This is a genomic window from Streptomyces sp. SID14515 (assembly GCF_010548505.1).
In the GTDB taxonomy this organism is placed as follows: domain Bacteria; phylum Actinomycetota; class Actinomycetes; order Streptomycetales; family Streptomycetaceae; genus Streptomyces; species Streptomyces caviscabies.
The window spans coordinates 38,269-57,363 of the sequence record NZ_JAAGMH010000054.1 but is presented as its reverse complement, the minus strand read 5'-3'; the positions used below and the strand labels follow the sequence as shown (position 1 = coordinate 57,363).

Sequence of the window (19,095 nt, the reverse complement as noted above, 5' to 3'; positions counted from 1 at the left end):
TGTTTGTCAAAACCGCAGGTCAGAGCGGTATACGCAGCCGTGCGGACGGAAAATGCCGACGCTCCTCGGCCGGAACGCCTCTAGCATCGGCAGCCGATGAAGGGGGCAGCCGTGGAGAGCTGGGACGGCCGGGACGGGGAGACCGTGCGAGCCGTGGTGCGGGTGTGCGAGGGCGAGACTCCGGCGGAGGCGTTCGACATCGCCTCGGCCGGGGCCTGGTTGGCCTTCGACGCCGGTGTACGGAATCTGGACGACCGCCCCTGGCTGTGGACCCGCCCGCCCGGGGAGCCGCGGCGGCCGGCCCCGACGCTGCTGGACCGGTTGCGCGGACGTACGGGTTCCCGGGCCGCTCCCCCGGCCTCGCCGCCGCCACCGCCTCCCGCTGTCGCCCTGTGCCACCGGGACGGGCGGGTCCGGGAGGCGGCCCTGGACGTGGCCCGCACCGACCCGGAGCTGCGCCCGCTGCTGGTGGTGCGGTGCGCGGACTGGGTTTCTCCGGTCCGCGAGAAGGCCCGGACGCTGCTCGCCGAACTGCCCGGCGGCGACCTGTTCCCGCTGGCCGAGCTGATCCTGCGGCTGGCGCGACGGGACCGGGGCGACTTCGCGCGCGCTCTGCTGGAGGACGCGCTGCGCGAGGGCCCGGCGGCCGGGGTGCTGGCGCTGACGGCCCACCCGGACCGGGCGACGTACAGACTCGCGTACCGGATCGCGGTGGACCGCGCGCTGCTGACGCCGACGCAGCTGGCCGACACGGCGGCGAGCTGCGGTGATGTCACCCTCCAGGACCTCTGCGCGGACGCCGCCGTCGCGGCCGTGAAGCCGGGTGGGGCCATGGATCCGGGCGCGGCCGTGGACCTGGGCGTGGCCGTGGATCCGAGCGCGGCCGTAGACCCGGGCGCGGCTGTGAAGCCGGCCGGGCTCGTGGACCCGGACTCGGCTGTGGACCCGGACGCGGCCGTGGATCCGAGCGCGGCCGTGAACCCGGACGTGGCCGCCGTGCTCGACCGGCTGCTGGCGGCCCGCTCGCCCCGGGTGCGTTCGGCCGGGGTGACCGCGCTGCGGCGGGCCGGGCGGCACGGTGAGGCGGAGCCGTTCCTCGCCGACCGCTCCGCCGTCGTACGGGCCTGCGCACGCTATGTACTGCGGCAGGGCGGCGTCGACCCGCTGCCCGTCTACCGGAGCCTGTGCACCGATCCCGCCGCGCGCCCCGGAGCCGCCGCGGGCCTCGGCGAGTGCGGCGACCGGGCGGCGGACGCCGAAACGCTGTGGGCTCTCGTCGAGCACCCGCTGCCCGCCGTGCGCCTGAACGCGATCACCGGACTGCGCGCGCTGGACGTGGTGCAACGGGAGCGGCTGACGCCGTCGCTGGACGACCCGAGCCCGGCCGTGGTGCGGGCGGCGACCCGGGCCCTGCTGCCGGACGCCGCCGGAATTCCGGAGCTCCTGCTGCGCGAGCGGAGTGGGCCGGACCGGCCGCGTGCGGTGCGGGTGGCGGCGGATCGGCTGTTGCGGGCGGCGGGGCGGCAGCGGCGGCCGGAGCCCGGGTACCGGTGACGCCCCCGCCCGGTGAGGCCCCGTCCGGTGTGCGCCGCTGGGCCGTACGGAGCAGGTCCGGTGGGGCGGGTCCGCCGGTCGCCGTACGGTCCGGAGCATGCGCAGATCACTGGTGACCGCCGCCGCACTCCTCGCCCTGGCCGGCTCCCTCGGGGCCGGGCCCGCCGACGCCTCCGACGTACCGCCGCCCTTGCCGGACCGGCTGGCGGACACGGGCGGCGGCTCCCAGCTGATCACCGCCGAGGCCCCGGACACCGGCTCCACGACGGGCACGGTGACCTGGTGGGAGCGGCGCGGGGGCCGGTGGACGGAGGCGGGTTCCGCGCCCGCGCGGTTCGGGGCGAACGGGCTGGCCGACGGCGCAACCCGGGAGCAGGGCACGAGCACCACGCCGACCGGTCTTTACGACCTGCCGTACGCCTTCGGCATCGAGGACGCCCCGGCCGGCACGACGTATCCGTACCGGAAGGTGAACGAGGACTCCTGGTGGTGCCAGGACAACGACTCGGATGCGTACAACCGTTGGGTGGAACCGCGGCCCTCCCACTGCCGGGCGGCGGAGGCCGAGCACCTGGTCTCCTACGGCACGCAGTACGCCCGGGCGCTGGTGATCGGCTTCAACTACGACCGCCCGGTACTGGGCCGGGGCGCGGGCATCTTCCTGCATGTGAACGGGCGCGGGGCGACGGCGGGTTGTGTGTCCGTACCCGCCGACGCCATGGCGGAGATCCTGGCGTGGGCGAAGCCGGAGCGGGAACCGCACATCGCGGTCGGGACCTCTTCGGGCCCGACCGCGATCACGCGCTACTGAACGGAACTTCTCAGCGGTCGTTCTGAGCGAGCCTCAGCAGATGGTCGGCGAGCGCCTGGCCGCCGTTCGGGTCGCGGCTGATGAGCATCAGCGTGTCGTCGCCCGCGATCGTGCCGAGGATGTCGTGCAGTTCGGCCTGGTCGATGGCCGAGGCGAGGAACTGGGCCGCGCCCGGCGGCGTGCGCAGCACCACGAGGTTGGCCGAGGCCTCCGCCGAGATGAGCAGTTCGGCCGAGAGCCTGCGCATCCGCTCCTCCTTGGCCGAGCCGCCCAGCGGCGCCTGCGGGGTGCGGAATCCGCCCTCGCTCGGCACCGCGTAGATCAGCTCGCCGCCGGTGTTGCGGATCTTCACCGCGCCCAGCTCGTCGAGGTCGCGGGAGAGCGTCGCCTGGGTGACGCTCAGCCCGTCGTCGGCGAGGAGCTTGGCCAGCTGGCTCTGCGAGCGGACCGGCTGCCGGTTCAGGATGTCCACGATCCGGCGGTGGCGGGCGGTGCGGGTCTGCGGCACGGACGGCCCGCCGTGCTCGGTTTCCTGCGCCTCGGTCATCGTCGTCGCCTCATTCTCCGGAGGGTCATGCTCCGGATCGTCCGTCCCCGTGTGCCGCGTCGAGAGCGCTCGGCAGGATCTCCAGGAACGCGTCCACCTCCGCGTCACCGATGATCAGCGGCGGCATCAGCCGTACGACATCGGGGGCGGGCGCGTTCACCAGGAGGCCGGCTCCCTGGGCCGCCTGCTGCACCTGCGGTGCGAGGGGTCCGGTGAGCACGATACCCAGCAGCAGGCCACTGCCGCGGACATGGGAGACCAGCGGGTGTCCCAGCGCCTCCACGCCGTCGCGGATCTTCTCGCCGAGCCGCTTGACCTCGTCGAGCGCTCCGTCGGCCGCGAGGGTGTCGATGACGGCGAGTCCGGCGGCGCAGGCGACCGGGTTACCGCCGAAGGTGGTGCCGTGGTGCCCCGGCTTCAGCAGGTCGGCCGCCGGGCCGAAGGCGACGGTCGCACCGATCGGCAGACCGCCGCCGAGGCCCTTGGCGAGGGTGACGATGTCGGGCTCGACGCCCTGGTGGGCCTGGTGCTCGAACCACTGGCCGCAGCGGCCGATCCCGGTCTGCACCTCGTCCAGGACGAGCAGGGCGCCGGTCGCCCGGGTGATCTCCCTGGCCGCCTCCAGATAGCCCTTGGGCGGGACCACGACGCCGTTCTCGCCCTGCACCGGCTCGATGATCACGAGCGCGGTGTCGGTGGTGACGGCTGCGCGCAGGGCGTCCGCGTCTCCGTACGGCACGTGCGTGACGTCGCCGGGCAGCGGCCGGAACGGCTCCTGCTTCCCCGGCTGGCCGGTGAGGGCGAGCGCGCCCATCGTCCGGCCGTGGAAGCCGCCGTCGGTCGCGACCATGTGGGTGCGCCCGGTGAGCCGGCCGATCTTGAAGGCGGCCTCATTGGCCTCCGCGCCGGAGTTGGCGAAGAAGACCCGGCCCTGACGGCCGAACAGCTGGAGCAGCCGCTCGGCGAGCGCGACGGGCGGCTCGGCGATGAACAGGTTCGACACATGGCCGAGGGAGGCGATCTGGGTGGAGACGGCCTCGACGACGGCGGGGTGGGCGTGGCCGAGGGCGTTGACCGCGATGCCGCCGACGAAGTCGAGGTAGCGGGTGCCGTCCTCGTCCCAGACGTACGCGCCTTCGCCGCAGACGAGCGGCAGCCGGGGCGTGCCGTAGTTGTCCATCAGCGCGCCCTGCCAGCGCGAGGTGAGTCCGCCGCTGTCGGTGCCGGTCATGATGCCCCCTGTTCAGGCCCTGTGTGTACGTCGGCTGCGTGTACGTCGATGGGGGCGTCCGGCACGACCATGGTGCCGATGCCCTCGTCGGTGAAGATCTCCAGCAGGATCGAGTGCTGGACCCGGCCGTCGATGACGCGGGCGGTCTCGACACCGTTGCGCACGGCGTGCAGACAGCCCTGCATCTTGGGGACCATGCCGCTGGACAGCTCGGGCAGCAGCTTCTCCAGCTGACTGGCGGTCAGCCGGCTGATGACGTCGTCGCTGTTGGGCCAGTCCTCGTACAGCCCCTCCACGTCCGTGAGGACCATCAGCGTCTCGGCGTTCAGGGCGGCGGCTAGCGCGGCGGCCGCGGTGTCGGCGTTGACGTTGTAGACGTGGTGGTCGTCGGCGGAGCGGGCGATGGAGGAGACGACCGGGATACGGCCGTCGTCGAGCAGAGCCTGGATGGCCCCGGTGTCGATGGCGGTGATCTCGCCGACCCGGCCGATGTCGACGGACTCGCCGTCGATGGTGGGCCGGTGCTGGGTGGCGGTGATGGTGTGGGCGTCCTCGCCGGTCATGCCGACGGCGAGGGGGCCGTGCTGGTTGAGGAGACCGACGAGCTCGCGCTGGACCTGTCCGGCGAGCACCATCCGGACGACGTCCATCGCCTCGGGGGTGGTGACGCGCAGCCCGGCCTTGAACTCGCTGACCAGGCCCTGCTTGTCGAGCTGGGCGCTGATCTGCGGGCCGCCGCCGTGCACGACGACGGGCTTGAGGCCGGCGTGCCGCAGGAAGACGACGTCCTGGGCGAAGGCGGCCTTCAGCTCCTCGTCGATCATGGCGTTGCCGCCGAACTTGATGACGACGGTCTTGCCGTTGTGGCGGGTCAGCCAGGGCAGGGCCTCGATGAGGATCTGCGCCTTCGGGAGTGCGGTGTGCTTCCGCGCGGCGCTCACGAGCTGTACGCGCTGTTCTCGTGGACGTAGTCCGCGGTGAGGTCGTTGGCCCAGATGACGGCCGACTCGGCGCCCGCGGCGAGGTCGGCGGTGATCTTGACCTCCCGGTAGCGCATGTCGACGAGGTCGCGGTCCTCGCCCACTCCCCCGTTCTTGCAGACCCAGACGTCGTTGATGGCGACGTTGAGCTGGTCCGGCTCGAAGGCGGCCTTGGTCGTGCCGATGGCGGAGAGGACACGGCCCCAGTTGGGGTCCTCGCCGTGGATGGCGCACTTGAGGAGGTTGTTACGGGCGATGGACCGGCCGACCTCGACGGCGTCGTCCTCGGTGGCCGCGTTGATCACCTCGATCCGGATGTCCTTGGACGCGCCCTCGGCGTCGCCGATCAGCTGCCGGGCGAGGTCGTCGCAGACGGTCCGTACGGCTTCGGCGAACTCACCCTGGTCCGGGGTGATGCCGCTGGCGCCGGAGGCGAGCAGCAGCACGGTGTCGTTGGTGGACATGCAGCCGTCGGAGTCGACCCGGTCGAAGGTGGTCCGGGTGGCGTCGCGCAGGGCGGCGTCCAGCTCGGGGGCCGCCACATCGGCGTCGGTGGTGAGGACGACGAGCATGGTGGCCAGGCCCGGGGCAAGCATGCCCGCGCCCTTGGCCATGCCGCCGACGGTCCAGCCCTCGCCGCCCGCGACGGCCGTCTTGTGCACGGTGTCGGTGGTCTTGATGGCGATGGCGGCCTTCTCGCCGCCGTGCTCGCTGAGCGCGGCGGCGGCCTGCTCGATGCCGGGCAGCAGCTTGTCCATGGGGAGCAGAAGACCGATGAGCCCGGTGGAGGCGACGGCGACCTCACCGGCGCTGTGGCCGTCCAGCACCTCGGCGACCTTCTCGGCGGTGGCGTGGGTGTCCTGGAAGCCCTTGGGCCCCGTACAGGCGTTGGCGCCACCGGAGTTGAGGACGACGGCGGTGACCTCGCCGCCCTTGAGGACCTGCTCCGACCAGAGCACCGGGGCGGCCTTGACGCGGTTGGAGGTGAAGACGCCCGCGGCGGCGCGGCGCGGCCCGTTGTTGACCACGAGGGCCAGGTCCGGGTTCCCGCTCTCCTTGATTCCCGCGGCGATGCCCGCCGCAGAGAACCCTTGTGCTGCCGTGACGCTCACGGTGCAACTCCGATCGTCGTGAGACCTGTGTCCTCGGGGAGTCCGAGGGCGATGTTCATGCTCTGCAGGGCGCCGCCCGCGGTGCCCTTGGCGAGATTGTCGATGGCGCAGATGACGATGATCCGTCCGGCGGCCGGGTCGTGGGCGACCTGGACCTGTACGGCGTTGGAGCCGTACACCGCGGCGGTGGCGGGCCACTGCCCCTCGGGCAGGAGGTCCACGAACGGCTCGTCCGCGAACGCCTTCCCGTACACCGCGCGCAGGCTCTCCGCGCTCACGCCGGGCTTCGCCTTCGCGCTGCACGTGGCGAGGATGCCGCGCGGCATGGGCGCGAGGGTGGGCGTGAAGGAGACGGTGACCGGCTCACCGGCGGCGGCGCTGAGGTTCTGGATCATCTCGGGGGTGTGGCGGTGCCCGCCGCCGACGCCGTACGGGGTCATGTTGCCCATCACCTCGGAGCCGAGCAGATGCGGCTTGACCGCCTTGCCCGCACCCGAGGTGCCCGACGCGGCGACGATCACGGCCTCCGGCTCGGCGATGCCCGCTTCGTACGCCGGGAAGAGCGCGAGGGACACGGCGGTCGGGTAGCACCCCGGCACGGCGATCCGCTTGGACCCGGCGAGCGCGGCCCGCCCGCCCGGCAGCTCGGGCAGCCCGTAGGGCCAGGTCCCGGCGTGCGGTGACCCGTAGAACGCCTCCCAGTCACCGGCGTCCTTGAGCCGGAAGTCGGCCCCCATGTCGACGACGAGAACGTCCGCCCCGAGCTGCTCGGCGACGGCGGCGGACTGCCCGTGCGGGAGCGCCAGGAAGACGACGTCGTGACCGGCGAGGACCTCGGCGGTGGTGGGCTCCAGCACCCGGTCGGCCAGCGGCCGCAGATGCGGCTGGAGCGATCCGAGAGTCTGCCCGGCGTTGGAGTACCCGGTGAGGGCGCCGATCTCGACCTCGGGGTGCGCCAGCAGAAGGCGGAGCAGCTCCCCGCCGGCGTATCCGCTCGCCCCTGCCACTGCTGCTCGTACCACCATCGGTAACCCTCCTGATCGATGGCATGACTATACGCATCGACGCAGTTTTATGCAAAGAGCCTGCCGACCCTCCCCGCCTCAGCCGTGCCGGTGCAGCCCAGTCGGCAAACGAGGAGAACGAACACCCCTGGCGGGAACGCCGAGAGCGGCCTGCGGCGTCACCGCCTGGGCGTTCCGAGGATCTGATCGGCCGACGCGAAGCGGTGCTCCGTCGGCTTCAGCACTTCGCGGAGGTGGCCGAAGTACTCCGTCTCCGCCGCCCCTGTGAGCACCGCCAGCAGGAAGTCGAGGCACCCCATGTCGTGGGGCTCCCACAGCGGGCCCTGCCCCTCGTTGTAGAGCACGGTCCACTCGTCGGGATGCCGACCGGGCCGTGCCAGCCAGTACAGGAACGCCCCGCTGAACCCGTCGAATGCCCACGGCAGGATCCGCGCCCCCGCCTCCAGCAGGCCGACCGGCTTCTCCTCGCCCACTTCCCACAGCCCGGCCAGGACCCCGTCCCGTTCCGTCGCCTGCACGCGCAGATTGAATGCGTCGTGGATGGAGTCGGGAACGAGCAGCCAGATCGTCTCGTCGAAGACGCCGTCGCCGTATGTCTCGACGAGTTGCTTGTAGTCAGCGGGCAGAGCCGTACCGAGGGCGTGCTCGGCCTGCGCCCAGTCCACCGCGGGCGGCGGATCGGCGGGCGATGGGCAGAGGCGGACGAGGGCATCCAGTGCCTGGAGGACGGTCATGGAACGGACGTTACTGAGAGCGGGCGTCCATCGGGTAGCCGATGAGCGCGGACCTGGCCGATGGGGCCGATCACTCGCTCGGTCACACAGGGCACCTGCCTCGATGCCGGCCAACCAGCTTGCCGAGTTGCCGACCATGCCGCGTCGTCACCTCAGCACGCGCCCGAGGAAGCCGCGCAGGTAGCCCGCGACGACGTCAAGGTGGCTCTCCAGCAGGAAGTGGCCGCCGTCGATCAGGTGCACCTCCGCATCCTTGGCGTCGCGGGCGAAGGCCCGTGCGCCGTCCGGGCCGAAGATCTCGTCGTTGCGGCCCCACACGGCGAGCACCGGCACCTCGCTGGTGCGCAGGAATTCGTGCAGCAGCGGGTAGAGCGGGCGGTTGTTCCGGTAGTCGCGGAACAGCGCCAGCTGGACCTCGTCGTTGCCCTCACGGGAGACGAGGGCGACGTCGCGCTCCCAGGTGTCCGGGCTGATCCGGCTCGGGTCGGGCACGCCGTGCGTGTACTGCCAGCGGATGGCGTCGATGCTCAGCGCGGCACGGACGGCGGGTTCGGTGTCGGGGCCGGGGTTCGCCCCGTAGGCCCAGACATCGGCCCAGAACGACTCGATGAAACCGTCCTCGTAGCCATTGCCGTTCTGGGTGACGAGAGCGGAGATCCGCTCGGGGTGCCTGAGCGCGAGGCGCCACCCGATGGGGGCGCCGTAGTCCTGGACGTAGAGGGCATAGCGGTCCAGGCCCAGCTGATCGAGGAGCTTGGACGTGAGGTCGGCGAGGGCGTCGAAGGTGTACTCGAACTCCCCTACAAGGGGGGCGTCGGAGTGGCCGAAGCCGAGGTGGTCCGGCGCGATGACGTGGTAGTCGTCGGCCAGCAGCGGAATGAGCTCGCGGAACATGAACGAGCTGGTCGGGTAGCCGTGCAGCAGGACGATCGCGGGGGCGTCGGCGGGGCCGACCTCGCGGTAGAAGATCTCATGGCCGTCGACAGTCTCGGTCCGGTGGCGCACCGCACGCATATCTAACCCCTTTGATCGTCTGGTCCGGTTAGCTCTGGCCACGTAAACACGGAATGACCTAACCTGTCAAACGCCTTTATACGGTTAGAAGGGTGGCGCCCCGTTGAGATCGACCCTGACCCGGCCCGCCCCCTCCCGGGCGCCTCGACGACGGCCGGGGCGCCCGGGAACCGGAGCGAGTGGCTCGGATACGGATGGCGCGGATACCGCCCTCGGAGGGCTACCGGCGACGCAGTGACGGGTCGAGCAGCGCGGGCGGAGTGTCGTTCTTCTCGTGTGCGGCGAGGTCGACACCGGGGGCGACGATGGCGTCGATCGCGTCCAGCACGTCGCCGGAGAGCACGATGTCGGCGGCGGCGAGCTGCGAGTGCAGGTGGTCCAGCGTGCGAGGGCCGACGAGCGCGCCGGTCACGGCGGGGTGCGCGGTCACGAAGCCGAGGGCGAGCTGGATCATCGTCAGACCGGCGCCGTCGGCGACCTTGGCGAGCCGCTCGACCGCGTCGAGCCTGGCCCGGTTGGACGGGAGTGCGGTGTCGAAGCGCTGCGGCATGAACGTGGAGCGATTGGTGGCGATCTCGCGGCCCTCACGGACCGCTCCGGACAGCCAGCCCGAGGCCAGCGGGCTCCACGCCAGCACACCGAGGCCGTACTCCTCGGTCACGGGCAGGACGTGGGTCTCGACCCCGCGCTGAAGTATCGAGTAGCTGGGCTGTTCGGTGACGTAGCGGCTCAGGCGGTGCTCACGGGCGGCCCACTGGGCCTGCACGATGCGGTGAGCGGGGAACGTCGAGGAGCCGAAGTAGCGGATCTTCCCGGCGCGCTGCAGGTCGGTCAGGGCCGACAGGGTCTCCTCGTCGCCGGCGCTCGGGTCCCATCGGTGGACCTGGTAGAGGTCGACGTGGTCGACGCCGAGACGGCGCAGACTGTTGTCCAGCGCGGCGACCAGCCAGCGGCGCGAGCCGCCCCGGTGGTTGCGCTCCTCGCCCATCGGCATACCGGCCTTCGTGGCCAGCACGACGTCGTCGCGGCGGCCGGCGACAGCCCTGCCGACCATCTCCTCCGACTCACCGCCGCCGTACACGTCGGCGGTGTCGATGAGGTTGATCCCGGCTTCCAGGGCGGCGTCGACGATGGCGGTGACCTCGTCCTGGGTGGTGCGCCCGATTTTGCCGAAGTTCATCGCGCCGAGCGCGAGCGAGCTGACCTGCACACCGGTGCGGCCCAAGGTGCGGTGCTGCATGGCTGTGTTCCTCCATGACGGATCGGTGGGTGTCGGCACCGCGCGTGGGGCCGACCCGGGGCCCTGCCACCACAAGCGAGCGGAGCGTCAAGCCTCTTCCCGCGGCCCTGCTGCCGGTCTCGCCGGGCGGCGACGGGTGGGGCGGTCGGGGGCAGGGCGGACTGCGCGCCCCGCCTCGACTCAGCCCAAAGCGGAACCTTGCTCCGCATACGATACGGAACAAGGTTCCGCTTAGTCAACCACCATCAGGACGGAGAAGCCGGCGCCCACCACAGGCCGAAGCGCCGAGGTCGCCGCAGCGGGGATCGAGCCCGGCACACGCCGGCGCGGTGGTGCCGCCCCGGAGCCGCGCCAGGATCTAGAACACGTCGTGCAGGGTCTCCAAGAGGCGGGCTATGTTCGCCTCGTCGCGGCGGTAGTAGGTCCACTTGCCCCGCCGGGTGGCGATCACCAGCCCCGCCTGCCGCAGCATCGCGAGGTACTGCGAGGTGGTCGACTGCCCCAGCCCCGCACGCTGCTGGATGTCGCTCACGCAGACACCGATCTCGACATCGCCGGGCTCCTGACCCGGGAAGCTCATCGGCTCCTTCAGCCACACCAGCATCTGGCGGCGAGCCGGGTTGGACAGGGCCCGGAACACAGCCAGCAACTCCGCCTCCGAGAACATGCCGTGATCGTAACGCAGGGACATATTGGCAATTCGCGATATGACGATCTACGCTTGCCGCATGTCGACTTCGATGCGTGTGATGGAACTCGTCCACTTCGGCGCCGCGGACACCGCCTTCGCCGCCCGAGAGCTGCCGAGACCCACTCCCGGCCCCGGCCAGGTGCTGGTGCGCGTGCATGCCACATCCGTGAACCCCCTCGATCTGCAGACCCGGCGCGGCGACTACCGCGACCAGGTGCCGCTGCCGGCGGTGATCGGCAACGACGTGTCCGGCGTGGTGGTCGACACCGGCCCCGGGGCGGACGAATTCCAGCCGGGCGACGAGGTCTGGTATCTGGCGCCGGTGTTCGCCGGGCAGGGGACGTACGCCGAGTTCCACGTGGTCGACCAGGCCCTGGTCGCCCGCAAGCCCGCGCGGCTGTCGCACGTCGAGGCCGCCGGCCTCGCGCTCGTGGGCGTGACGGCGTGGGAGGCGCTGGTCGAACGAGCCGGGGTGCAGGCCGGGGAACGGGTCCTGGTGCACGGCGGAGCGGGCGGGGTCGGCTCGGCCGCCATCCAGGTCGCCCACGCGCTGGGAGCCGAGGTGGTGACCACCGCGCGGGCGAAGGACCACGAGTTCGTCACCGGGCTGGGAGCCGACACCGTGATCGACTTCTCGGCCGGGGACTACGTACCGCAGGTCCGCGAGCTGGGCGGGGTGAACGTCGTGCTGGACACGGTGGGCGGGGACACTCTCACCCGCAGCCCGGAGGTCCTCGCCGACCGAGGCCGCGTGGTGTCCATCGTGGACATCCCCGAGCCGCAGAACCTGCTCGCCGCGTGGGGCGTGAACGCGACCTACCACTTCCTCTTCGTCAGCCCCGGCCGGGCGAAGCTCGACGCCCTCAGCCGGCTGGTCGACCGGGGCGAGCTCCGGCCGGTGATCGGCGAGGTGCTGCCGCTGGCCGACATCGCGGACGCGCACACGCTGCTGGAGGGCGGCTCTCCCGGCGAGGGCCGCCGACGCCCCCGCGGCAAGATCGCCGTCGCCGTGCACCCCCTCGACGAGCCACCGCACCGGACGACGCCTTCACCTTGATCGGGCGACGGGAAGGGTGCCTGGCCCCCTGCCCGGAAGCCCTGGGCCCGTCGGGCGGGGGCTAGGCCGGGCGCGGGCGGTGGAGGTGGCGCAGGGCCGCCTCGGCCGCGTTGGCGCCGCACATGCCGTGCGCGCCCGGTCCTGGCGGTGTGGCGGCCGAGCAGATGTACAGGCCGGGGACACCGGTGTCGTACGGGGAGAGCGTGGACTGCGGGCCGAGGACCAGCTGGCGCAGGTCCTTGGCGCCGGTGACGATGTCGCCGCCCACGTAGTTGGGGTTGTAGGCCTGCATGTCTGTGGTGGATCGGGCCACGTGGCCGACGATACGGTCCCGGAATCCGGGGGCGAACCGTTCGATCTGGTTGATCACCGCCTGGGTCGCGTCGCCGGTGTAGCCGTGGGGCACGTGCGCGTAGCTGTAGAGGGGGTGGATGTCGCCGACGGAGCGCTGGGGGTCGGCGAGGTACTGCTGGCCGACAAGGACGAACGGGCGCTCGGGCATGCGGCCCGCGTGGATGTCCCGTTCGGTGGCGGCGATCTCGGCGTACGGGCCGCCGAGATGGAGCGTGCCGGCCCGATGGGCGTCCGGGTTCGCCCACGGCACGCCGCCGTCGACCGCGAAGTCGACCTTGAAGGCGCCCGGGCCGTGCCGGAAGCGCCGGTAGGCGCGGGCGACGCGGGGCGGCAGCCGGTCGCCGACGATGTCGGCGACGGCCCGCGGCGCGAGGTCGAACATCGTGATGTCGGCGGGTGGCAGGTCCTGTGCGTGCCGCACCTCGACGCCGGTCTCGATCGTGCCGCCGTGTTCGGCGAGGACCGAGGCCAGCGCCGCCGTGATCGACCGCGATCCGCCGGCGGCGACGGGCCAGCCGTGCCGGTGCCCGGCGGTGATGATGCCCAGGCCGATGGCGGCGGAGAGCGGATGGTGCAGCGGCCGGAACGCGTGCGCGGCCACCCCGCCGAACAACGCCCGGCCCCGCTCGGTGGTGAACAGGCGCGCCACGGCCGAGCCCGGCAGCAGGGCCGGCAGGCCGAACCGAGCCAGGGCGAGCGGGTGCCTGGGCAGGTGCACCAGCGGCCCCATGATGTCCTCGGTCAGCAGATCGAAGCGGGCCGCGGGCCCGGCGAACGCCAGCCGCCAGCGTGAACCGTCCCGGCCGAGCCCGGCGGCGGTCGCCTCGACCGAACGGTGCAGCACGCCGGCCTCGCCGCCGTCGAGCGGGTGGACGCAGTCGATCTCCGGCCGACGCCAGCTCAACCCGTGCCGCTCCGGATCGAGGCTCCGCAGGAAGGACGATCCGGCTGCCATCGGGTGGATGGCCGAGCAGTGGTCGTGCAGCAGCCCCGGCATGACGACCTCGCCCGAGCGGGTACCGCCGCCGATCTCGTCGGCCGCCTCCAGCACGGTGACCCGGACCCCCGAGCGGGCGAGGACGACAGCGGCGGCGAGCCCGTTGGGCCCACTGCCGACAACGATCGCGGTAGTCACGCGAGCGACCCTAATGGCCACGGCGTCCCGCGAACGAACCGCACCGAACCAAACCGAACGGCCCGGCACGGCACGGCACGACACCGCACTTCACTTCACTTCACTTCACCGTATTGCACCGCAAAGGGCTCTTCGCGAACAGTTCTTTGCGAAGAGTCCTTTGCGAAGAACCCTTTGCGAAGAGTCCTTTGCGGACTACCGTGTGCCGCATGACGAATGCAGCGGAGAGGCCGGGCGACCCGGATGTCGACGCGGACGCGGTGGTTCTGGACGCCAAGGGGTTGCGCGCCCTGGCGCATCCCGTACGCGTGCAGTTGGTCGGGCTGTTGCGGAAGTACGGCCCGTCGACGGCCACCCGCCTCGCGGAGCGGCTGGGGGTGAATTCCGGGACGGCCAGCTACCACCTGCGGCAGCTCGGCGCGGCGGGCTTCGTCGAGGAGGACACCGAGCGCGGCAACGCCCGGGAGCGCTGGTGGCGTTCGGTGCACCGGACGACGTGGTTCAACGATCCGGAGCTGGCCGAGCGGGAGCCCGAGGCGGCACTGGCGTACGAGCAGTCCGTCGCCGCGATCTACAGCCTGCGCACCCAGCAGACCCTGAACGGGCTCCAGACGATGCCCCGCGCATGGCGCAACACCTTCGACATGAGCGACTGGGCCCTGCGCCTCACCCCCGAGGAAGCCGCCGCCCTGGACCGGGAGTTGAAGGACGTCATCTCGCGCTACCGGCGGGACGACCCGGGTGCGGCGGCGAACGCCCCGGAAGGAGCCGAAAGGGTCGCCGTGATCACGCAGGTCCTGCCCGAACTGGACGCGCCCTCCGAGCCGTCGTCCTCTTCCGGCCCCCAGGAAGCGGAAGAAGGCCCGACATCATGACGGACGGGACCTCGAAGGCCGACGCCCTGTCCGGCAGGAGATCCTTACGGCCGCTGGGCGGGGTGCTGGCGGCCATGGCCGTGTCGCTCACCGGCACGCGGATCTCCGTGGTGGCCCTGCCCTGGTTCGTGCTCGTCACGACCGGCAGTGCCACCCAGACCGGACTCGTCGCCTTCTGCGAGATGACGCCCTATGTGGTGGTCAAGGCGTTCACCGGCCCGCTGGTGGACCGGATCGGCCCACGGGCCGTCTCTCGCACCACCGATCTGGCCAGCGCGACCGCCGCCGCCGCGATTCCGCTGCTCCACGCCCGGGACCTGCTCTCCTTTCCTCTTCTGCTGGCCCTGGTCGCCCTGATCGGCGCGGCCCGGGGCCCCGGTGATTCGGCAAAAGAGGTGATGGTCCCGGAAGCGGCCGAGCGCGGCCGGGTGCCGTTGGAGCGGGCCACGGGTCTGTCCGGCGTGGTCGAGCGGCTCGCCTCCACCGTCGGCCTGGCGGTCGGCGGATCACTGGTGGCGCTGCTCGGCCCCCTGACCGCGCTCGCCGTCAACGCGGGCTGCTTCGCCCTCGGTTCGGTGATCATCAGACTCGCGCTGCCTCCCGGCATGGGGCGTCCGGCCGAGGAGACCCCCTCACCCGCCGGGGAGCCGGAACCGGGCTACTGGCGACGCTTCGGCGAAGGCTTCGCCTTCCTGCGCGGCGAACCGCTGCTGCTGACCGTCACCGTCATGGTCGGCATCACCAATCTGCTGGATGCCGCGTTCGTCTCGGTGCTCGTGCCCGTCTGGGCCAGGGAGTCCGGCAACGGGCCGGCCGCGATCGGCCTGATGGGCGGCGTGATGGGCGCCGCGGGGGTCGGCGGGAGCCTGATCGCCGCGGCGGTCGCGCACCGGCTGCGGCGGAGGGTGGTGGTGCTCGGCGGGTTCCTGCTGGCCGGGGCGCCGAGGTTCCTGGCCCTCGCCCTCGATGCCCCGTTGGGGGTGGTACTGGCCGTCTTCGCACTCAGCGGGTTCGGCGCGGGCTTCGTCAACCCGGTGCTGGGGGCCGTCCTCATCGAGCGGGTGCCACGCCGGATGCTGGGCCGCGTCAACGCCCTCGGCGACTCTCTGGCCTGGTCCGGTATCCCGCTCGGTGGGCTGATCGCCGGAGCTGCGGTGACCGCCGCCGGCCTCGCACCGGTGCTGGTCGCCTGCGGTGCCGCGTACTTCCTCACCACGAATCTGGCCGGACTGCGGCCTGAGTGGCGCGAGATGGACCGTACGCGTGGGCGGGGCGCCCCGGAGCAGCGGACCGGGCAGGAGCAACAGGTGGACGCCTCGCAGGACCGGGCGGACGCGGCGACATGATGCTTGCGGGGGCGTGAGTGCCCGGCTCGGGCACTCACGCGCTACGGCACGTTGTACCGTACGAGCGCCTCGGCGACCGGCGTACCGCTGCGCCGCGCGTACGTCATCCGCTCGCGCACCTCACGCAGCCCCCGAGGCCGGTGTCCGGGCCCGCCGCAGCAGCTCTTGTGAAAGCCCACGCCCGCGTTGAGCAGCACGCCGAGGGCCCGCCATGCCGCGATGTCCCGCCGCCGCGGTCCCGCTCACGACGTTCCCGACCGAGCAGGCGGGTCGTCCAAGTCACGTGGATCGGGGCGCCGTCCGGGCGGGCGGTTTCCTCACGCTTCGCGATCCTTCCGGTCCCACTCCCATCTCCAGAGCGCGGCGAGGCGGTGGTCGTGCTCGTAGCCGGGGCGGACGTGCGATCCCACGCGGTCGATCGCCTTCCCGGTACGTGGGTCGTTCCGACGGAGGAGGCCGTACGCGGCGTCGAGCCGGGTTCCGAGGTCGTCCTCGTCGAGCAGTGCCACCAGGGCGTCGGCGACCGCCGCTGTGCCGTCCGTGCCGTCGGCCGCGGCCTCCGCGGTACGGGCCCGCACCTCGTCCACCGGATCCCGGAGCAGCGCGACGACGGCGTCCGTGAAAGCGGGGCTTCCGTCGTGGGCCGCTGCCAGGACCCCGCCGGTCATCGCACGCACCGTCCCGTGCTCGTCCGCGGCGAGTTCCAGCAGTGCGGCCCGGGCCGCCGCGCCGGCCCTGGGGGGTGTGTGGTCCCGGTCGAGGAGGAGGCCCGGGACCTGCGCACGGACGCGCGGGTCCGGGTGACCGGCGTGCCGCAGCCCCACGGCCTCCGCTTCCCGGTGCACCACCTCGCCCAGGGCGCGGAGCACCTCCGCGAGGACACCCGGATCGTCCTCCCCCTCCGCGGCCCAGTCCACGAGCAGATCCGCCGTCTCCTTCTCGTAGGAGTTCCGCCGGCTCGAACCCGTCAACTCATAGTGACCAAGCACGTCGAGGACGAAGTGGCGGTGCTCCGGATCGGGGCTGTGGCGGTACTCCGTGACGGCGGTCCATGTCTCCTTGCTGCGGCGTTCGCCGAGCACCCATCGGGCGGACGACCGGTCGACATGGTCCCGGTCGCGCGGCGCCACGGCCCTGGTCATCAGCTCCTCCACGGGCGTCAGGACCCGGAAGGCCCACTCCAGGTCCGTGAGGATCGCTCCGTGTCCGGCGCGGACCGTGACATCGCCGAGCGTCACCTGCGTCACGTGGTCGTACGCGTCGTCCTTCACGCGGCGCCGACGGACCGGGCCGGTTCCGCCCGCCCTGCCCCGGAGCACGGCTTCCGCGCCCCGCTCGTACCGGTCCCGGGCCAAGGAGAGCAGGTACGTCCTCCGGTCCTCCGGAAGGCGCAACCTGGGCTCCCGGCCCAGCACGGCCGCCGTCATCGCGGGCGAGCCCCCCTCGACGGCCCTTACCAGCGCGGTCGTTCCGTCCGGCAGCACGCGGTCCGGGTCGGCGCCGCCCTCGACCAGAGCCCCCGCGACGGCCGTGTCATAGGCGTCGACCGCCAGGCACAGCACCGGCAGGCCGTCGTCCGTGCGGGTGTCCGGGTCCGCTCCCGCCCCCAGCAACGCGGTCACCGCCTCCGCGTCCCTCCGCCGAACCGCCGCCACCAGTTCTTCCGCGCCCATGCTTCGCCGCCCCCGCTCCGTGATGCGCCTCAGGTCCGAACGGGCAGAAAACCCCGCTCCCGGGCGAGGGTAAGCCGTCGGCGGTCAGCGGGGCCGGTCCCCGCCCACCGGTCGGAGGCGATACTGGTCGTGACAGTCGCCTCGCCGGGCGGGCTCGGGCGGTGAGGTCCCATCCTCGGTCGATGCCTGAGTCGGCCGCATTTGAGGGGAGCCGTTCATGACCACGGCGAAAGACCTGTTCATCATCGCCATGGACCCGGAGCCGGAGCACACCGTGGGGCAGGGCGATCTGTCGCTCGCACTCGCGGGGGCCGAACTCCTCGATCTCATCGGCGCGGGAGCCATCACCGTGGACGGCGACCTCATCGTGCCGGGCGGTTCGTCGGCGCCGGACGACCGGCTGCTCGGCGAGGCCGCCGCGCTGATCACCCGGCAGCCGCCGTACGAGCGGATCGAGGACTGGCTGTGGCGTCGCGGCCGGGACCTCTCGGCCGCCTACCAGGACGCGCTGGAGAAGGACGGCGAGCTGACGCAGCAGCGGAGCGGCCGGTTGCCCTTCGGCCCCAAGCGCGTGGAGCTGGTCGATACGCCCTCCCGCCGCCACGCCGTCGGCCGCCGGGAGGAGGGTGAACCCGTCCTGGCCGCCCTCGCTTCGGCCGTGGGCCTCGACGACGGACCGTCCGCCGAGGACGAACCCCGCCTCGGCGACGAGACGGTGACGGCCGTGGTCGCCACCGTCCATGAAGCGGTGATGGAGCTGGAGGCCGTACGCCAGCGGCGCACCATCGAGAACACGGCCTTCGCCAACGTCTGGCGCGGACCGTGAGCCGGGGCCCGGCCGCTCCGGTTTGACCTTGACACGGTGACAAGCTTTTCACTGCTGGTCGAGGAGGTGGTCTCGATGACGGTCACGGGACACGGCACGGGCATGGACGCGGACGCGAGCACGGACCCGGGCGCCGGTACGGGCGCGGGCGCGGACGCCGGCACGGTGCGAGCGCTTCGGGGGCTGGAGGACGGTCGTTCGGCCGTACGGCTGCGGGCCGCGCTGGCCGTCGGCACGATGCCGGACCCGCGCTTCGTCGACAAGCTCGTCGAGCGGTGCGCGGTCGAGTCCGACTTCTTCGTCCGGGACATGCTGACCTGGGCGCTCACCCGCCACCCGGAGTCCGTCACCCTTCCCCGGCTGCTCCGCGAGGTCCGCTCGGAGCGTGCGTCGGCGCGGAGCCAGGCGCTGCACACGCTGTCCAAGATCGGGGACCGGCGGGCGTGGCCGGCGATCACCCGGGCGCTCCTGACCGACGCCGACGACGAGGTGGCGCGGAGCGCCTGGCGGGCGGCGGTCGTGCTCGTACCGGAAGAGGAGGAGGTGGCGTTGGCCGCGCTGCTGGCGACGCAGCTCGGGCGCGGCGGGCGGGAGACGCGGCTGAGTCTCAGCCGGGCGCTGGTCGCGCTCGGGGACGCGATGGCATCGGCTCTGGCCGCCGCGACGAAGGCCCCCGACCCGCGGGTACGCGCGCACGCGCTCGCCACGGATCGGCTGCTGCGCGACCCGGACGCCGGGTTCACGTTCGCGCTGGAGGAGGCGAAGCGGATCGTGGCCCTCGGCACCGGTTCTGGTGCCGGTTCTGGTGCCAGCTCTGGTTCTGGTTCCGGTTCTGGCTCCGGCTCCGGCTCCGGCTCCGGCTCCGGCTCCGGCGAGGAAGGGCCGTGAAG

Annotated in this window: 18 protein-coding genes and 1 pseudogene; 7 read left to right on the top strand and 12 right to left on the bottom strand. The window is 72.4% G+C overall.

Going from position 1 to position 19,095, the window contains the following annotated elements; genetic code table 11:
• Positions 1-96: 96 nt before the first annotated feature.
• Entirely contained in the window at positions 97-1,554 is a 1,458-nt protein-coding gene (locus G3I54_RS10550; protein ID WP_164613387.1) for a HEAT repeat domain-containing protein, read from the top strand.
• A gap of 97 nt (positions 1,555-1,651) precedes the next feature.
• Complete coding sequence (locus G3I54_RS10545) at positions 1,652-2,365, top strand: L,D-transpeptidase family protein (protein ID WP_164613385.1); 714 nt, start codon at positions 1,652-1,654, stop codon at positions 2,363-2,365.
• A 10-nt stretch (positions 2,366-2,375) separates the two neighbouring features.
• Here the strand turns inward: G3I54_RS10545 and G3I54_RS10540 are convergent, their stop codons facing one another.
• The 9 genes from G3I54_RS10540 to G3I54_RS10500 all read right to left on the bottom strand — a co-directional run bounded on the left by G3I54_RS10540 (position 2,376) and on the right by G3I54_RS10500 (position 10,915).
• The gene (locus G3I54_RS10540; RefSeq protein ID WP_019764598.1) at positions 2,376-2,912 is read right to left on the bottom strand and encodes an arginine repressor; all 537 of its coding nucleotides are present in this window, start codon (positions 2,910-2,912) and stop codon (positions 2,376-2,378) included.
• 25 nt (positions 2,913-2,937) lie between these two features.
• Entirely contained in the window at positions 2,938-4,143 is a 1,206-nt protein-coding gene (locus tag G3I54_RS10535; protein ID WP_164613383.1) for an acetylornithine transaminase, read from the bottom strand.
• Positions 4,140-5,084, bottom strand: coding sequence for an acetylglutamate kinase (gene argB / locus G3I54_RS10530; RefSeq protein WP_164613381.1), 945 nt, complete (start codon positions 5,082-5,084; stop codon positions 4,140-4,142). Before argB ends, G3I54_RS10535 begins: the two co-directional genes overlap by 4 nt.
• Positions 5,081-6,235, bottom strand: coding sequence for a bifunctional glutamate N-acetyltransferase/amino-acid acetyltransferase ArgJ (argJ, locus tag G3I54_RS10525; RefSeq protein WP_164613379.1), 1,155 nt, complete (start codon positions 6,233-6,235; stop codon positions 5,081-5,083). The genes argB and argJ overlap by 4 nt, the downstream gene beginning before the upstream one ends.
• On the bottom strand, positions 6,232-7,260 hold the full coding sequence (gene argC, locus G3I54_RS10520; RefSeq protein ID WP_164613377.1) for an N-acetyl-gamma-glutamyl-phosphate reductase: 1,029 nt from the start codon (positions 7,258-7,260) through the stop codon (positions 6,232-6,234). The genes argJ and argC overlap by 4 nt, the downstream gene beginning before the upstream one ends.
• A gap of 158 nt (positions 7,261-7,418) precedes the next feature.
• Positions 7,419-7,994, bottom strand: a complete 576-nt coding sequence (locus G3I54_RS10515; protein WP_239144322.1) for an SMI1/KNR4 family protein — start codon at positions 7,992-7,994, stop codon at positions 7,419-7,421.
• A 147-nt stretch (positions 7,995-8,141) separates the two neighbouring features.
• Entirely contained in the window at positions 8,142-9,008 is an 867-nt protein-coding gene (locus tag G3I54_RS10510; RefSeq protein ID WP_164613375.1) for an alpha/beta hydrolase, read from the bottom strand.
• A gap of 220 nt (positions 9,009-9,228) precedes the next feature.
• A complete protein-coding gene (locus G3I54_RS10505) occupies positions 9,229-10,248 on the bottom strand; it encodes an aldo/keto reductase (protein WP_164613373.1) in 1,020 nt (339 codons plus the stop codon).
• A 358-nt stretch (positions 10,249-10,606) separates the two neighbouring features.
• Positions 10,607-10,915, bottom strand: coding sequence for a metalloregulator ArsR/SmtB family transcription factor (locus G3I54_RS10500; RefSeq protein ID WP_164613371.1), 309 nt, complete (start codon positions 10,913-10,915; stop codon positions 10,607-10,609).
• A 61-nt stretch (positions 10,916-10,976) separates the two neighbouring features.
• Between G3I54_RS10500 and G3I54_RS10495 the strand changes: the two genes are divergently transcribed.
• Positions 10,977-11,996: a zinc-binding dehydrogenase gene (locus G3I54_RS10495; RefSeq protein ID WP_164613369.1), complete on the top strand. Its 1,020-nt coding sequence runs from the start codon at positions 10,977-10,979 to the stop codon at positions 11,994-11,996.
• A gap of 61 nt (positions 11,997-12,057) precedes the next feature.
• On the opposite strand, the gene G3I54_RS10490 is transcribed toward G3I54_RS10495, so the two are convergent.
• Positions 12,058-13,485, bottom strand: a complete 1,428-nt coding sequence (locus G3I54_RS10490; protein ID WP_164613367.1) for an NAD(P)/FAD-dependent oxidoreductase — start codon at positions 13,483-13,485, stop codon at positions 12,058-12,060.
• A gap of 209 nt (positions 13,486-13,694) precedes the next feature.
• On the opposite strand from G3I54_RS10490, the gene G3I54_RS10485 reads away from it, so the two are divergent.
• Entirely contained in the window at positions 13,695-14,360 is a 666-nt protein-coding gene (locus G3I54_RS10485; RefSeq protein ID WP_164613365.1) for a winged helix-turn-helix domain-containing protein, read from the top strand.
• A complete protein-coding gene (locus G3I54_RS10480; RefSeq protein ID WP_164613363.1) occupies positions 14,357-15,706 on the top strand; it encodes an MFS transporter in 1,350 nt (449 codons plus the stop codon). The genes G3I54_RS10485 and G3I54_RS10480 overlap by 4 nt, the downstream gene beginning before the upstream one ends.
• 41 nt (positions 15,707-15,747) lie before the next feature.
• Here G3I54_RS10480 and G3I54_RS10475 read toward each other — a convergent pair.
• Positions 15,748-15,960, bottom strand: a pseudogene (locus G3I54_RS10475) (deoxyxylulose-5-phosphate synthase); the annotation flags it as partial.
• Positions 15,961-16,023: 63 nt separating this feature from the next.
• Entirely contained in the window at positions 16,024-17,379 is a 1,356-nt protein-coding gene (locus G3I54_RS10470; protein WP_164613361.1) for an ankyrin repeat domain-containing protein, read from the bottom strand.
• Between the two features lie 217 nt (positions 17,380-17,596).
• Here G3I54_RS10470 and G3I54_RS10465 point away from each other — a divergent pair, with 217 nt between their 5' ends.
• Together G3I54_RS10465 and G3I54_RS38920 are read left to right on the top strand one after the other, a co-directional pair.
• Positions 17,597-18,205 (top strand): GPP34 family phosphoprotein, encoded by a 609-nt coding sequence (locus G3I54_RS10465; protein WP_164613359.1) that lies wholly within the window; start codon positions 17,597-17,599, stop codon positions 18,203-18,205.
• A 36-nt stretch (positions 18,206-18,241) separates the two neighbouring features.
• A complete protein-coding gene (locus tag G3I54_RS38920) occupies positions 18,242-19,093 on the top strand; it encodes a HEAT repeat domain-containing protein (protein ID WP_343240306.1) in 852 nt (283 codons plus the stop codon).
• Positions 19,094-19,095 lie beyond the last annotated feature (2 nt).

Bases quoted from the DNA above. Each gene is read 5' to 3' on its own strand.
- G3I54_RS10515 (WP_239144322.1), bottom strand. From the start codon at position 7,994: ATGACCGTCCTCCAGGCACTGGATGCCCTCGTCCGCCTCTGCCCATCG.
- G3I54_RS10500 (WP_164613371.1), bottom strand. From the start codon at position 10,915: ATGTTCTCGGAGGCGGAGTTGCTGGCTGTGTTCCGGGCCCTGTCCAAC.
- G3I54_RS10545 (WP_164613385.1), top strand. From the start codon at position 1,652: ATGCGCAGATCACTGGTGACCGCCGCCGCACTCCTCGCCCTGGCCGGC.
- G3I54_RS10480 (WP_164613363.1), top strand. From the start codon at position 14,357: ATGACGGACGGGACCTCGAAGGCCGACGCCCTGTCCGGCAGGAGATCC.
- G3I54_RS10510 (WP_164613375.1), bottom strand. From the start codon at position 9,008: ATGCGTGCGGTGCGCCACCGGACCGAGACTGTCGACGGCCATGAGATC.
- G3I54_RS10485 (WP_164613365.1), top strand. From the start codon at position 13,695: ATGACGAATGCAGCGGAGAGGCCGGGCGACCCGGATGTCGACGCGGAC.
- G3I54_RS10550 (WP_164613387.1), top strand. From the start codon at position 97: ATGAAGGGGGCAGCCGTGGAGAGCTGGGACGGCCGGGACGGGGAGACC.
- G3I54_RS10535 (WP_164613383.1), bottom strand. From the start codon at position 4,143: ATGACCGGCACCGACAGCGGCGGACTCACCTCGCGCTGGCAGGGCGCG.
- G3I54_RS10470 (WP_164613361.1), bottom strand. From the start codon at position 17,379: ATGGGCGCGGAAGAACTGGTGGCGGCGGTTCGGCGGAGGGACGCGGAG.
- G3I54_RS10505 (WP_164613373.1), bottom strand. From the start codon at position 10,248: ATGCAGCACCGCACCTTGGGCCGCACCGGTGTGCAGGTCAGCTCGCTC.
- G3I54_RS10495 (WP_164613369.1), top strand. From the start codon at position 10,977: ATGTCGACTTCGATGCGTGTGATGGAACTCGTCCACTTCGGCGCCGCG.
- G3I54_RS10540 (WP_019764598.1), bottom strand. From the start codon at position 2,912: ATGACCGAGGCGCAGGAAACCGAGCACGGCGGGCCGTCCGTGCCGCAG.
- G3I54_RS10465 (WP_164613359.1), top strand. From the start codon at position 17,597: ATGACCACGGCGAAAGACCTGTTCATCATCGCCATGGACCCGGAGCCG.
- argC (WP_164613377.1), bottom strand. From the start codon at position 7,260: ATGGTGGTACGAGCAGCAGTGGCAGGGGCGAGCGGATACGCCGGCGGG.